This window comes from Singulisphaera rosea (genome assembly GCF_054877945.1).
Genome location: NZ_JBTYIP020000010.1, coordinates 84,117 through 98,469 on the forward strand (window position 1 = coordinate 84,117; position 14,353 = coordinate 98,469).

General features: G+C 66.9%; 9 protein-coding genes. 6 read left to right on the top strand and 3 right to left on the bottom strand.

Annotated features, from left to right (window positions below; translation table 11 throughout):
• The first annotated feature begins 11 nt into the window (after positions 1-11).
• From ACYOEI_RS18340 to ACYOEI_RS18355, 4 genes are all read left to right on the top strand, one after another.
• The gene (locus ACYOEI_RS18340) at positions 12-749 is read left to right on the top strand and encodes a hypothetical protein (RefSeq protein ID WP_462850995.1); all 738 of its coding nucleotides are present in this window, start codon (positions 12-14) and stop codon (positions 747-749) included.
• Positions 746-1,255: a DinB family protein gene (locus ACYOEI_RS18345; RefSeq protein ID WP_462850996.1), complete on the top strand. Its 510-nt coding sequence runs from the start codon at positions 746-748 to the stop codon at positions 1,253-1,255. The genes ACYOEI_RS18340 and ACYOEI_RS18345 overlap by 4 nt, the downstream gene beginning before the upstream one ends.
• A gap of 407 nt (positions 1,256-1,662) precedes the next feature.
• The gene (locus tag ACYOEI_RS18350; protein ID WP_462850997.1) at positions 1,663-2,712 is read left to right on the top strand and encodes an alpha/beta hydrolase; all 1,050 of its coding nucleotides are present in this window, start codon (positions 1,663-1,665) and stop codon (positions 2,710-2,712) included.
• Positions 2,709-3,980: a lactonase family protein gene (locus ACYOEI_RS18355; protein WP_462850998.1), complete on the top strand. Its 1,272-nt coding sequence runs from the start codon at positions 2,709-2,711 to the stop codon at positions 3,978-3,980. Before ACYOEI_RS18350 ends, ACYOEI_RS18355 begins: the two co-directional genes overlap by 4 nt.
• Positions 3,981-4,143: 163 nt before the next feature.
• Here ACYOEI_RS18355 and ACYOEI_RS18360 read toward each other — a convergent pair whose 3' ends face one another.
• Entirely contained in the window at positions 4,144-5,007 is an 864-nt protein-coding gene (locus tag ACYOEI_RS18360) for a TIGR03067 domain-containing protein (protein ID WP_462850999.1), read from the bottom strand.
• A gap of 539 nt (positions 5,008-5,546) precedes the next feature.
• Between ACYOEI_RS18360 and ACYOEI_RS18365 the strand changes: the two genes are divergently transcribed.
• Positions 5,547-9,116 carry a Tex-like N-terminal domain-containing protein gene (locus ACYOEI_RS18365; protein WP_462851000.1) on the top strand — a complete coding sequence of 1,190 codons (3,570 nt, stop codon included), beginning with the start codon at positions 5,547-5,549 and terminating at the stop codon, positions 9,114-9,116.
• A gap of 489 nt (positions 9,117-9,605) precedes the next feature.
• Positions 9,606-10,673, top strand: a complete 1,068-nt coding sequence (locus ACYOEI_RS18370) for a PA0069 family radical SAM protein (RefSeq protein WP_462851001.1) — start codon at positions 9,606-9,608, stop codon at positions 10,671-10,673.
• A gap of 171 nt (positions 10,674-10,844) precedes the next feature.
• On the opposite strand, the gene ACYOEI_RS18375 is transcribed toward ACYOEI_RS18370, so the two are convergent.
• Both ACYOEI_RS18375 and ACYOEI_RS18380 read right to left on the bottom strand, forming a co-directional pair.
• Positions 10,845-12,197 (bottom strand): cytochrome P450, encoded by a 1,353-nt coding sequence (locus tag ACYOEI_RS18375; protein WP_462851002.1) that lies wholly within the window; start codon positions 12,195-12,197, stop codon positions 10,845-10,847.
• Positions 12,198-12,208: 11 nt separating this feature from the next.
• The gene (locus ACYOEI_RS18380) at positions 12,209-14,257 is read right to left on the bottom strand and encodes a hypothetical protein (RefSeq protein ID WP_462851003.1); all 2,049 of its coding nucleotides are present in this window, start codon (positions 14,255-14,257) and stop codon (positions 12,209-12,211) included.
• Between the last annotated feature and the right edge of the window lie 96 nt (positions 14,258-14,353).

Below are 14,353 nucleotides of genomic sequence, written 5' to 3' on the forward strand. Positions count from 1 at the left end.
GAGGCGTTACCATGAGCCGCACCGACCTGGAAGTCTATAACGAGGCAACGGGATTCATGATCACCTCCGCAGGCCTCTGCGGCGGGGATTATTCATCGGTCGACGCCGAGGACGAGGAATGGCTCCAGGCCATCAAGGATGGCGTGTTCCTGCCGTTCCAGTTGGTCCAGGATGACCCGTTCATCATCCGCGTCGTGCTCGACGAACCGCTCAACGACCAGGAGCGGGCGGAGTGGGTCGGCTGCACCCGCCACAAGCTTCGGATCCCCGACGGTCGGCTTGCCGTCATCGGCGGCGGGCCGGAGTACCTGTGGGGCGAGGATATGGAGGAGTTCAGCCGCTTCCTCGACGTGCCCCCGGCGGTCTACCTGGCCGAGCTTTACACCTACTTCCACGGCATCAACGGCACCTACTGCCTGAACATGGCCGGTTCGCCCGAACCGATCGGCTCGTACTTCCGCCGAACACGTCCGGGCCAACCCTTCCCACTCTGGCTCCGCAACGAGTGCGCCGACGACCTCGAATCCGACCCAGGCCACGATGACGAATGGGAAGACGTGGAGGCGGACTACGACTCCGAACAGCCGACCTACGTGGGATTCCTCCTCCGGTTAACCCCCCTCGGCGACGAGCCCGGGCTGCCGCCCATGGAAGCCAACTGGTTCGACATCGGGTCTGGGGCCAGGAGACCCGCGATCTGTCCGATCGGTGTCGTCGCCGACTATTTGGTACCCAAGGAAGACGAATGACGACCACGCCACGGGAGCATGACGCCGTGCAAGGACACGACCTCGACGACCTCCGCCGCGCCTACGACGGTGATGCCTGGCACGGTCCGCCGCTTCGGAAGGTCCTCGACGGCGTGACCGCCGAGATCGCTTACGCGCGCCCCATCCCCAACGCTCACAGCATCTGGGCCTTGGTGGCTCACCTGGCGGCCTGGGACGGGGTCGTCGCCGACCGGATCACCGAGCGTCGAGCGATCGAGGCCCCCGCCAACGGCGATTTCCCGGCCGCGACCGAGTCTCGTCCGGAAGCCTGGGCGGAGGCGTTGGAGGAATTGGACCGGCAGCATGCCCGGCTCGTCGAGGTGTTGGCAGGGTTGGACGAGGCGACGCTCGGCGAGACCGTCGCGGGCAAGCCCTATTCGACGGCCCACATGATCCGAGGCGCGGCCCAGCACATGGCCTATCATGCCGGCCAGATCGCCCTACTCAGGAAGCTGGCGGAAGCTCGTGGCACCCTCGTCTCGTAGGGGGGACATCCAGGCCCTCGACCGTACCGCTCCCGACGACGTCGTGTAAGGCATGCTCCGTCCGCGAGGGGCCCCGTCGGGGCGATCTCGCTGCTCTCGTGGAGAACGCCGCCTATCCTCGCCAGAGCCATCCTATTTACATTATTTGAAACCTTCAACAGAAGGTCCCTGTTGTCTTCCTGGCGAACCCGAATCGCTACGAGCCTGACGAAGAGGGACGAGGGCTCCCCAGACGGCCTGGCCCTCCCGACTCGCGCGGGCACCGCCGCTTGCGATGGGCCGGCCGGTCGCATAACGTGTGCTTCGGGGAGAACGTGGCTTCGCCGCGACTCCAGCCACCCGATCGGGAGCCGTGCGGGCGTCGTCCGGTCGGTGTTCGGGGTTCCGACCGGTTCGGGAGGCGTCGGATGAAGAAGGTGATCGCCCAGGCCATCGGTGCGGGATCGGCGGCGGTGGTCATGATGGCCCTCGCCCAGGCGATGGGACAGGCGCCCGCCCCGCGAGTCCCGGGTCCCGACTCCCAGTACCGGCTCGGGCCCGACTCGCTGCCGCAGGATGGGGTGCCGAAGGGGGAGATCCGCGGACCCTTCACACTCCCCAGCCAGGCGTACCCGGGGACGCAGCACACGTACTGGGTCTACGTGCCCGCCCAGTACGACCCGGCCGTCCCCGCCGCGCTCATGGTCTTCCAGGACGGCCAGGCATTCAAGGATGAGCAAGGGGACATGCGGGCGCAGAACGTGATGGATAACCTGATCTACCGGCGCGAGATCCCGGTCATGATCGGGGTCTTCATCAACCCCGGCCGGCGCCCCGACCAGCCCGAGCCGACGCCCAAGAACTGGGGAGACCGCGACACCAACCGGCCGACCGAGTACAACTCGCTCGACGACCGATACGCCCGGGTCATCACCGAGGAACTGATGCCCGCGCTCGCGAAGGACTACAACATCGCCAATGACCCCGAGATGCACGGGATCGGCGGTTCGAGCTCGGGGGCGATCGCGGCGTTCACGGTCGCCTGGGAGCGGCCCGACCACTTCCGCAAGGTGCTGAGCAACGTCGGCAGCTTCGTCAACCTCCGGGGCGGGCACGTCTACCCGGAGAAGGTCCGGGAGGCCCCGAAGAAGCCGATCCGCATCTACCTCTGCGACGGCCGCAACGACAACCGAGGCCTGCGCAAGGACGGCCGGTACGACGAGAAACGCGACTGGTTCCACCAGAACGTCCGGCTCATGAAGGCCCTGACGGAGAAGGGCTACGACCTGAACTACTCGTGGGGCATGAACAACCACGGGCAGAAGTTCGGCGGGGCGATCCTGCCGGAGATGATGCGGTGGCTCTGGCGGGACGGGCCGGTGTCCACCGACCCGAAGGACGAGGTCGAGCGGGGGTTCCGCCGGCCGGTCACCAAGGACGAACCAAAGGCGACGGGCGAGACGACTTCAAAACCATGACTCCCATCGAACATTCCCGGCGATCCTTCCTGAAGACCTCCGCCGCCCTGGCAGGAATCTCCCCGCTCGCCCTCGGGGCGACCCGGGCGATTGCGGAAGGGGCCGAGGCGCCGCTCGTGGCGTACGTCGGCACCTTCAGCTCGCCGCTGCGCGACGTGCTGGCCACCCAGGTCGACCTGCCCCCCGGCAACGGCCGGGGGATCCATCTCTTCCAGGTCGACCGCACCAGCGGGGCGTTGACGCCCGCTGGCCTCGTCGAGATGGGCACGAGCCCGAGCTGCGTCGTGCTGAACGCCGACGGCACCCGGCTCTATTCCGCCAACGAGACGGCACGCGTCGGGAACACCAAGGAAGGCACGATCAGCACGTTCGCCGTCGACAAGGCGGACGGGACGCTGACCCTGCTCGGCGAAGCCCCCTCCGGAGGCGCCGGGCCGACCTATGTGAATATCCACCCGTCGGGGCGATTCCTGCTGGTCGCCAACTATTTCGGCGGGGCGGTGGCCGTGCTGCCGATCCTGACCGACGGCCGCCTCGGCGGCCCCTCCGACGTGAAGGAGGACGCCGGCACGATCGGGCCCGCCAGGGCGACCAACGCCCCGAAAGGAAGCTTCGCGTTCAGCGGGCACGACCGGACCCACGCGCACATGATCCACGCCGACCCCTCGGGGCGGTACGTGCTCCACGTCGACCTCGCCCTGGACCGGATCTACGTCTGGAAGTTCGACGCCCAGGCCGGAAAGCTGACCCCGAACGACCCGGCCTCGGTCACATTGCCGGCCGGTGACGGTCCCCGACACGTCCACTTCCACCCGAACGGGCGCTGGCTGTATTCGATCCAGGAGGAGGCCTCGACGCTCGTCCTCTTCGACTACGACGCCGAAGGGGGCAAGCTGTCCGCCAGGCAGACGATCTCGACGCTCCCGCCCGGGTTCGCCGGCAGCAACTTCTGCTCCGGGGTCCTCGTCTCGCCCGACGGTCGATTCGTCTACGCCGGCAACCGGCTCCACGACAGCATCGGGATCTTCGCCGTCGGCCCGAACGGCGAGCTCTCGCCGGTCGCCGACGAATGGACGCGGGGGAACTACCCGCGCAGCTTCAACTTCGACCCCACCGGCCGGTTCCTCTACTGCTGCAACCAGCGGGGCGACAACGTCGCCGTCTTCCAGGTCGACATGGCAACGGGTGCGCTCCGCTTCACCGGCCACTACGCCGCCGTCGGCAACCCCTCGAGCATCGTCTTCCTCGACCTCGCCAAGAGACGTTGAGCCATCTGAGGTTCCTCGGCTCCTCCGGGGCCCGATGACTCGGGTCCCCGGATGGGCGAGAGGTTGCGAATGACGTCGGGATCGAACCGAGCATCCCGCAACTCGCGGAGGTCCGAACCTTCTTCCCGGCATCATTGTCTTGGTGCTGGTGCCGGGAGGGCGATCAGTCCTTCATGCGCTTCAAGATGACGATGTGAGGCGGGCCACCTTCGCCCTCTTTGAACTCGGTGGGGCGCTCGTTGCCGGGGCCGCCGCTGCAGACCTCGATCGTGTCGGCGTCCTTGATCTCGTAGAGGGCGAGGTTGTCGGGCAGGTCGCGGCCCTGGGGTCCCTTGAAGTTGACCCAGTCGAGGGACTTCTTCTTCGCGGCCTCGTCCAACTTCATCTCACCCTTGAGCGCGAAGTCCTCGCCTTCCCCTGTCGTGCCCGAGAGGGTCACGACGTTCCCTTTGATGACCAGGCTCAGGACGAAGTCTTTGTTGGGGCCGACCTTCGTCGTCCACTTCCCCTGGAACTTGGCGAGGTCTCCTCTCGGGGCTTCGGTGGACGCCGCCTTTTCCTTCTCGTTGTCCTTCGCCTTGTCCCGCTTGAGTACGAGGAGGTGGGTATGGCCGTCTTCGCCGGCCTTGAACTCGGTCGGGCGATCGTTGTCGGGCCCGCCGCTGCAGACCTTGAGGGTGTCGGCGTCCTCGAACTCGTAGATGCTCTTGTTCTCGCCGAGGTCGCCGCCGTCGGGCTTGGCGAACTTCCGCCAGTCGATCGTCTTGAACGGCTTGGCCTGGTCGTCGATCGTGATCTCCCCGGTCGTCTCGAAGGGCTTCTCGCCGGGGCGGGACATGACGAGCGTCACGTCGGCCCCTTTGAACACGAGGCGAACCCCAATCTCCTTGTCGGGCCCGATCTGGCCCGTCCAGGCCCCCTGAAGTTTGGCCAGGTCCCCCTTAGGGGCAGGGGCCTTCTCGTCGGCGATCGCCGGCGCCACGGCGGCCGGGGCGAAGAACACGGCGGCAAAAACCCAGGTCTTCATGGAGATCATCCCAGTGAGAGAGGTAGGGAAGCGATCGAGCCACAGATCGAAATTCAGTCATAAGAGCGATCACGAATCATTCAAAACAACGAATCAAACAAATCATCCAACTCTAATTTTGTTTCTTCTTATCCGTGTTCAATCCGTGGCCAGATAATCTTCTGGATTTTTGTTAAATCAAAGCTTCGCCATAATACTCATCATCCTCGTCCCCGGTTTCAGGATTTCCTACGAAATGCGAAGGTTTTCCCGGCGGATCCGCCGCGGGAGCGGGGCCTTTCGAGGCGAGAATCCACGCGAGAGATTACCCAGTTTTTCCAAATCAACCCAGCTTCCAGAAGTGTCGACAGGTGAGGGCTTACGGTACGGGTGCGAAGTGTTGAAGTCGCTTGACAGCCGGCTGTTCGATGCTCTAGATTGTGCGATCTGTTTCCGACGGTATTGCTCCGCGCGCTCGTACCGCGACCTTCGGACGCGGTGGCGGACCCTCGATCCGCCTTGTCGTCGCCGTCCTTATCTCATCTAGGTGCATAGCCTCCATGGACACCCCGATTCAGGTCGACCTGGGCCGGATCGCGCAGGACTTGCAGATCCGGCGCGTGCAGGTGGAGAGCGTCGTCCAGTTGCTCGACGAGGGCAACACGGTGCCGTTCATCACCCGCTACCGCAAGGAGCGGACCGGAAATCTGAACGAGGTGGCGATCCGGGAGATCCAGCTTCGGGTCGGACGTCTCCGCGAGCTCGCCGAGCGGAAGGAGACGATCCTCAAGACGATCGAAGCCCAGGGGAAGCTGAGCGAAGAGCTCGCCCAGGCGATCCGCCAGGCCGACAACCCCAAACGGCTCGAAGACCTCTACCTGCCGTTCAAGCCGAAAAAGAAGACCAAGGCGTCGGAGGCGCGCGACCGAGGGCTCGAGCCCCTCGCGCTGCGGATCTGGAACCGGGACGAGACGCTGACGGACCTGCCGGCCGCCGCGCAAGAGTTCGTCAATCCGGAGAAAGAGCTCGAGACCCCCGAGAAGGTCCTCGAGGGGGTCGGGCATATCTTAGCTGAGGCGATCAGCGAAATCGCCGCGGTCCGAGACGCGGTCCGCCGGGTCGTCTGGAAGACCGGCAAGATCGTCACGAGCAAGGCCGACATCCCCGAAGGGCAGGGGCTCGAGTACCGCGACTACTTCGCCTATTCCGAGCCGATCGCGCACATCCCGCCGCACCGGGTCCTGGCGATCAACCGAGGCGACAAGGAAGGCCCGCTCAAGGTCAAGATCGAGGTCTCGCGGCCTGATCTCGAAGGGGCGACCTTCGGACCTTTGCCGCTGGAAGACCACCCGCACTCCGACTTCTTCCGGGCGTCGGCCGTCGACGCGCTCGACCGGCTCCTCCTGCCGAGTATGGAGCGTGAAGTTCGCCGCGACCTGACCGAGCTGGCCGAACGCCACGCGGTCGACGTCTTCGCCCGCAACCTCCGAAGCCTCCTGCTCCAGCCGCCGATCCCCAAGCAGGTCGTCCTCGCGATCGACCCCGGGTTCCGGACCGGCTGCAAGGTCGCGGTGCTCGACGGGCTCGGCAACATCCTCGAACACGGGGTCATCCACCCGCATCCGCCCCAGAACCGCCGCTCCGAGGCCAAGGTCTTCCTCAAAGACCTCGTCGGCCGGCACCAGGTCGGCGTAATCGCGATCGGAAGCCAAAGCGCCTGCCGAGAGACCGAGGAGCTCGTCGCCGAGGTCATCGCCGAGGGGACCTACTTCCACCAGAACCCGGGCTCGACCGCTTTCCCGGGCGCGGCGACCGCGGCCCCGGCGACCTCCGTCCCCGCGGAACACGAACACGAAGCTGAAGACGAGGCGTCCGCTTCCGCGGGACACGAACACGAAGCTGAAGACGAGGCGTCCGCTTCCGCGGAACACGAACACGGAGCCGAAGTCGAGGCGTCCGCTTCCGCGGGACACGAACACGAGGCCGAAGTCGAGGCGTCCGCTTCCGCGGGACACGAAGCCGAAACCAAGGCCGAGCCGACAGCCTCCGAGGCCGAGGCGCCGGAGGAGGCCCTGCCGCCGATCTCGGGCGGGGCCCCGGATTCAGCCCCTTCGGACGTCGAACCGACCCCGGAGACCGAAACGCCACAGGAACCTCCGGCGTCCTCGACCGGCGAGGCCGCGACGCCCGAAGCCGAGGCGAAGAAAGCGGACTTGCTCGAGTCGACGGAAGTCACGCAGAACCCCGTCACGGAGCCGGGAGTGGACGCAGCGCCTGAGCCGCAGGTGATTGCGGAGGCCCCCTCGCCTGAGGCTTCCACGCCGGACCCGGCCACAGCGTTCGAAGGCGGCGCCGTTGAGGCCGCAGCCACGTCCATCCCGGAGACGCCCGCGCCCGCCGCGGAGGCGGCCGACGCCGAAGCGGCGGCCGAATCGCCTGCCGCCGAGGCTGGCCCCGAAGTCGTGGCAACCGCCCAGGCCCCCGCCCCGCCGAAGAAGGCCAAAGCCCCGCAACAGCCCCGGCCGCCGAAGCCCAAGGCCGCGCCGATGCCGCCGAAGCCCCACGCGGCCGACCCACTGCTCTCGCAACTGACCTACGTGATCGTCAACGAAGCCGGCGCCAGCGTCTACTCGGCCAGCCCGGTCGGTCGCGAGGAGTTCCCCGACTTCGACGCCACATTACGAGGCACGATCTCGATCGGCCGACGACTCCAGGATCCGCTCTCGGAGCTCGTCAAGATCGAACCTCAGAGCATCGGGGTCGGGCTCTATCAGCACGACATCAACTCGAAGCAGCTCAAGGAATCGCTCGAGTCGGTCATCGCCAGTTGCGTGAACTTCGTCGGCGTCGACCTGAACACGGCCAGCGTCCCGCTCCTGCGGCACGTGTCGGGCTTGAATCAGTTGACCGCCAGGCGCGTGGTCGATCACCGCAAGGAGAAGGGCCCGTTCACCGGCCGAGAGCAACTGCTCCAGGTCGAGGGGGTCGGCCCGGCCACGTATACCCAGGCGGCCGGCTTCCTCAAGATCCGCGAGAGCGAGAACCCGCTCGACCGCACCTGGATCCACCCCGAGAGCTACGCGGTCGCGACCCGAGTCCTCGAGAAGCTCGGCTTCGCGCCGGAGATCGTCCGCGAACGCGAACAACTCCCCGCGCTCCATGAGAAGCTCAACGAGGCCGACCTCCCCACGTTGGCCCGCGAGCTCGAGGTCGGAGAGCCGACCCTCCACGACATCTTCGAGGCCCTGGCCAGGCCCGAGCGCGACCCCCGCGAAGACCTGCCCAAGCCGATCTTCAAGAAGGGGGTCCTCAAGCTCGAGGACCTCACCGCCGGCATGGAGTTGAAGGGGACCGTCCTGAACGTGGTCGACTTCGGCGCCTTCGTCGACATCGGCCTGAAGGACTCGGGCTTGGTGCACATCAGCCAGCTCGCCAACCGCTACATCAAGAGCCCGCACGACGTGGTGAGCGTCGGCGACGTGGTCACCGCCTGGGTCATGGGGGTCGACCACGAACGGAAGCGGGTCTCCCTGACGATGGTCAAGCCCGGCACCGAGCGTCCTCGAGGGGCGCAGCAGGGCGGCGGTGGTGGTGGTGGCGGTGGTGGCGGTGGTGGCCGTCGCGGCGGCCCCGCGGAGGCACGCGAGGGGCGAGGTGGCGGATCCGGCCGACCCCCGCGCCGCGAAGGCACGGCCCCGCCCCCATCGCAATCCGTCGGCGCCGGGTCATCCTCGGGCGGTCCCCCCTCGCGTCGTCCTGAACGACCACCGGGTCGAGGCTCCGAAGGGGGCGGTGGATACCGTCCTGGTGGTGGAGGTCCCGGTCGAGGCGGCCCGCGCTCCCCGCAGTCCGGCCCCGGCCGATTCGAGCGGGCCCAGGCCCCCCGACCCCAGCCCAGCAAGCCCTCGAAGCCGGCCCCGCCCCCGCCGCCGTTGTCGAAGGATGCCCTCTCCGGCAGCGTCCCGCTCCGCACCTTCGGCCAGCTCAAGCAGCTCTGGCAGGCCCGCGTCGATGACCCCGTGCCCGAAGGCGGAAGTGCCCCGCCCGAGGGCCAACCCGCCCCGGAGGCCACCACCGCCCCCGAACCGACGCCCTCGCCCGAGGCTTCGAACGACGAGGCCGCGAGCTAACCATCGCCGACGGGCGATCCCTTGAGAAACCAAGTCAGGAGCGGCGGGGATCCCTTTCCTCGCCGCTCCTGTGCGTTGTGCCGCTCGGGCGAAATCGACACAGCCCGGCGGGCCATGATTCCATCCCCCGGGCAACCTCTTACCAACCCGAAGCGCAGCGAGTGAATCGATCGCAAGAACTCGAGGAGGATCCACTCGCGGGCGTTTCGGACTTGTCGACGCAACCGCTGGTCTGATCGACTCAGCACGACTTCAAATCCCCCAACGCCCGCCGCCGAGCAGGGGAAGTGTCCTGTCCTCAATCTATGGGCAGGTTCGGCACGTCCCCAAATATTCAGCCATCCTCCGACCAAGACCGCGCCAGGTTGGAGAGTCGACCCGAGCAATCCGTCGCGGACCTCGCCTTTCCCAGGCGCCCGCCCTCCGCCGACCCGGCGCATCGTTTCCTGAACTTTTGTATGCTGCACTGCGTCAAAAGGAGGAACGGTGATGCGCGACGAGCGGGGCACTATCCACGGGCGAGGGGCGGCGGGCAACCCGCCCAATCGGTTCGAGCGGAGTTGGCACGAGGTCGACCCCGACGGGGACGACCCCGACGACGAGCATCCCCGTCCCACGACTCGCTTCTTGAAGGACGCGACGCGCACCGCCATCGCCAGGAACGACAGCCCGGACGTCGGTTTCGAGACAAGCGTTAACCCATACCGAGGATGTGAACACGGATGTATTTATTGTTATGCTCGCCCGACCCATGAATTCCTCGGGTATTCGGCCGGCCTCGACTTCGAGACCCAGATCCTGGTCAAGGAGGACGCCCCTGCGTTGCTCCGTCGCGAATTAGCCTCCCCGCGTTGGCGCCCGCAGGTCGTCGCGCTGAGCGGCGTCACCGACGCGTACCAACCGGTCGAGCGCCGGCTCAAGCTGACCCGACGCTGCTTGGAGGTGCTCGCCGAGTTCCGCAACCCGGTCGCGATCATCACCAAGAACCGCCTGGTGGCCCGGGACCGCGACATCCTCGCCGAGATGGCCGGATACCGGGCGTCCGCCGTGTTCCTCTCCGTAACGACCCTCGACGCCGCCCTCGCCCGGAAGCTCGAGCCGAGGACGTCCTCGCCGAAACTCCGGCTCGCCGCGATCGAAGCCCTGGCCGAAGCAGGTGTCCCCGTCGGTGTGATGGTCGCGCCTGTCATCCCCGGTCTCACCGACCACGAGCTCCCGGCGATCGTCGCGGCCGCCGCGCAGGCCGGGGCGAAGTATGCAGGATACACGACGGTCCGGCTCCCCCTCGCCGTTGCGCCCCTGTTCGAGGACTGGCTCGGCCGCCATTTCCCCGACCGGAAGGACAAGATCCTACACCGAATCCGAGAGATCCGGGGTGGCCGGCTCAACGATCCCCAGTTCGGCTCACGGATGCACGGGCAGGGGGAGTTCGCCTCCTTAATCTCGCAGATGTTCAAGTCCGCCTGCCGGAAGGCCGGGCTGAACGCGCAGCGACTCGGGCTCTCGGCCGAGTCCTTCCGGCCGCCGGGGAATCGCCAACTGCAACTGTTCGACTGAAATACCGACCAGAGAAGACAATTTTTCAACAGATGACGCGGATTTACGCGTATCAAAACACAATTCTTATTGAATTTATTCAAAATAAAACAATTTTTATCGGTGCCCAATCCGTGGCTAAGACATCTAACCCGTTGTCCACCCGCCGAAAATCAAGTCGAGGGTGACTCGTCAGCGTCGGGAGCCGATGACCATCGAGATCCCCCCATCGGCCCGCAGGGTCATCGTGGGGAGGGGCTTGACCACGGCCTCGGGGGCGAGGCGGAGGCGGAAGCGCCGGGCGATCGTGGCGAGGAGGAGGACGGACTCCATCATGGCGAAGGCGTTGCCGATGCAGATCCTCGGGCCGCCGCCGAAGGGGAAATAGGCGTAGCGCGGGATCCGCTTCGACAGGCCGCCCGACCAGCGTTCGGGGCGGAACGACAGCGGGTCGTCGAAGAACCGGCCGTCCCGGTGGAGGACCCATTGGCTCATATAAACGGTCGTCCCGACGGGGACGTGATAGCCGCCGACCTCGGTCGGCTCGATCGCCTCGCGGCCCAGGATCCAGACGGTGGGGTAGAGCCGCAAGGTCTCGCTCACGACATTCTCGGCGTAAGGCAACTTCGGCAGGTCGTCCAGGGTCGGGGAGCGGCCACCAAGGACAGTGTCGAGCTCGGCGTGGAGTCGGGCCTCGACCTCGGGATGCTTCGAGAGGAGGTACCAGACCCAGCTCAGCGTGTTGGCCGTCGTCTCGTGGCCCGCCATGAAGAGGGTCATCGCCTCGTCGCGGAGCTGCCGGTTGGTCATCCCGACGCCGTCCGACTCGTCGTGCGCCTGGAGGAGCATCGAGAGTAAGTCGCCGCGGTCCTCGCCGCTCGAGCGGCGGCGGTCGATGATCCCGAAGATGATGTCGTCGAGTCTGCGGACCGCGCGGCGAAGCCTGAGGTTCGAGGGGGTCGGAATCGCTTCGGGGAGCCGGACGAGCCGGTCGACTCGGGTTGTGAAGCACCTCAGGACCGTCTCCATCGCCTCGCTGGCGTGGGCGGAGTCGGTCGAGACGTCGGCGTCGAAGAGCGTCTTCGCCACGATCTCGAGGGTCACCTGCATCATCGCGGCCTGGATGTCGAGCGTCCGGCCGTCCGCCCACCCTTCGAGCATCCGCTCGGTGTAGGCGACCATCACCGCCGCGTGCGAGGCGATCCGGTCCCGGTGGAAGGCCGGCTGCGAGAGCCGGCGTTGCCGACGCCAAAAGTCGCCCTCGCTGGTCAGCAGGCCGTTGCCCAGAGTCGACTTGGTCATCCGAAGGGCGAAGTGCTTGATGTACTGGCGATTGTTGGTGACCAGAACCTCCTCGACGAGGTCCGGGTGGTTCACGACCATCATCCGCTTCGGCCCGAGCCGGATCGCGACGACGTCGCCGTAGGTCTTGGCACACTCGGTGAGGAAACCGAGCCGGTCGCGGCGGAAGGCGGGGAGGTTGCCCGTCCACCAATTCCCCTTCGGCCCCGGCGGAGCCTTGCCGATCTCGGTCGTCGCGGCCATGGCGATCCTCGTCAGTCGGTTTTCGGGGTGGGCTTGTCGTTCGTCTTCAGCTTCCAGCGCTCGTCGAAGAAGCCGGAGGTCTTCACCTCGCCCCCCATCCGGTCGACCTGGAAGACGGCGTAGTCGCCGAGCCGGGGGAAGAGCAGGGCGTTGGTCCCGGCGAACTCCTTGGCCCCGAACGTGTGGCCGCTGTTGAGCACGACGTAGCGCCGGGGGTTCCGGGGATTCGGCGAGATCAGGACCGGGGCGTGGTCGGCCGCGCGGTACTCGACGGCGAAGGTCAGGTCCGTCCGGGTCCAGGTCAGGGGAAGTCCCTGGAGCATCTCCGCAAGGACTCGGTTCGAGCCGGGGTCGCCGAACAGGATGAGGTTGTTTTCCTCGATGTCCTGGTCGTTGATCTGCGTATCGTCCTTGATCCGGATCTCGCCGCGCATCCAGCGCCTCCATTCGTCGGCGAAGCGCTCGAGGCGGGCCTCGGCCCAGAGCTGGACGTGGGGGTTCCAGGGCCTGGCCGTCCCCCGGACGCAGAGGAAGGGGCCGGTGAAGGCGTCGTCGATCGGCCCTTGCAGGCCTCGGCGCTTGCCTCGGGCGACGTTCTCCTGGAAGGCGCGCGACTCGTCGTAGTCGAGCGACCGCCAACCGCCGTCGGTGAACTGGAAGTCGACGTAGGGAAGGAGCCCCCCGACCGCCCCTTCGAGCGGGAACTCCTGGTCGCCGAGCCGGATCGACTCGGCCAGATGCCGCTCGACGCCCAGGATCGCCACGTTCTCGGCCTTGTGGATGACCACGCGCTTCTCGACGATCTCGGCGTCCACCGACGCGGCCTTGCCGTGGTCCTGGAACTGCTCGATCGCCAGCCAGGCGGCCTGGCTGTACTTCAAGGTCGGGGCGGTGAACCGGATCCTCGGCGGGGTAATCTCGACCCCTTGCTCCGCATTCTCGTCATGGAAGGCCTTGAGGATCTTCGCGCTCGCCGGGTCGACGGCGTGCCCCATCTTGGCCCCGACGACGCGGAGATAGTCGAGGGTCTCGCCTCGAGTCACGAGCCCCTCGGTCTTGAACGTGTAGCCGAGGGCCTTCAGGGCCTCTTCGATGTTGATCGCGGCCTGACGCTGGGGGTCGTCCTCGCCGCCATACCCGGCGATCGGAACGTTAAAGGCGTTGCCGGCAACGTCAACAGCGTCGTAGATACGTAAAGCCCGATCCTGGACGTCGGGCAGCGGGCCGAGTTTGGCGTAACGGCGGGTTTCGGAGAACCCCGCCCCCGCCTCGACGGACGCCCAGAGTCTCGGGAAGTGCAGCCCGAGGTGCCAGGCCCCGGCGCCTCCCATCGAAAAGCCGCGAAGGACGACACGCCTCGGGTCGATGGGGTAGTTCCGTTTAACGGCCTCGATGGCCTCGAAGACGTCGGCCTCCCCGGCCCAGCGGTAGGCGTTATTCCCTCGGCCGAAGACGTGGAGGGTGATCCCGGCCGTCTCGGTCTCCGGACGCGGGCGTTTGCCGTCGTGCGAGTTGAGGAAGCGGACCTCGTTCAGGGTGGCCCCTCGGCCGTGGAGGACGACGTCGAGCCGGACGCGAGGCTCGGGGTCCTGGCCGGTGAGCAGCCCTTCAGGGACGACCACGGCGTAAGGCTGGACCGAGCCGTCGACTTTCGAACGATAGCCGAGGCTCCGCGACCCGGTCCCTTCGACCCAGGGGCGTTTGCCCTGAGCCACCAGCTTGGCCCGCTCGAGGCCTCGGGCGAGGACGTCGAGGGTTGCGGCGACGTCCTTCTTGTCGAAGAACTCGCCGAGCCGGAGGGCCCAGGTGCCGGCTTTACGGTAGACCTCCACCTCCGCCTGGGCGTCGAGCCCTCGCGGCCCTTCGGCCCTGGGCAACGCGGCGATCGCCTTCCCCAGCTCGTCGAGCCGGCCTTCGATCGCCCGGCGTTCGTCGGGTTCGGGACGATAGCGCCCCGGCTCCGTGAACGTCGGCTGCGCCCGGGCCTCGCCAAGGCCGGCGACGAGCAGCAGCCAGGCCACCGCGACGGAGGCCACGCCCAACGACCGTTGCCCGTTCATCGGCCTGCCCACCCTTGCGTTCGAGTCTTCGGTGTTCGTTCAGAGTCCCGTCACCAGCCGGTCGATTGTAACCCGCCCGGGGCGGTGGGAAACGGG

Coding starts and splice junctions, on each gene's coding strand:
- ACYOEI_RS18380 (WP_462851003.1), bottom strand. CDS start 14,257: ATGAACGGGCAACGGTCGTTGGGCGTGGCCTCCGTCGCGGTGGCCTGG.
- ACYOEI_RS18375 (WP_462851002.1), bottom strand. CDS start 12,197: ATGGCCGCGACGACCGAGATCGGCAAGGCTCCGCCGGGGCCGAAGGGG.
- ACYOEI_RS18350 (WP_462850997.1), top strand. CDS start 1,663: ATGAAGAAGGTGATCGCCCAGGCCATCGGTGCGGGATCGGCGGCGGTG.
- ACYOEI_RS18370 (WP_462851001.1), top strand. CDS start 9,606: ATGCGCGACGAGCGGGGCACTATCCACGGGCGAGGGGCGGCGGGCAAC.
- ACYOEI_RS18340 (WP_462850995.1), top strand. CDS start 12: ATGAGCCGCACCGACCTGGAAGTCTATAACGAGGCAACGGGATTCATG.
- ACYOEI_RS18355 (WP_462850998.1), top strand. CDS start 2,709: ATGACTCCCATCGAACATTCCCGGCGATCCTTCCTGAAGACCTCCGCC.
- ACYOEI_RS18345 (WP_462850996.1), top strand. CDS start 746: ATGACGACCACGCCACGGGAGCATGACGCCGTGCAAGGACACGACCTC.
- ACYOEI_RS18360 (WP_462850999.1), bottom strand. CDS start 5,007: ATGAAGACCTGGGTTTTTGCCGCCGTGTTCTTCGCCCCGGCCGCCGTG.
- ACYOEI_RS18365 (WP_462851000.1), top strand. CDS start 5,547: ATGGACACCCCGATTCAGGTCGACCTGGGCCGGATCGCGCAGGACTTG.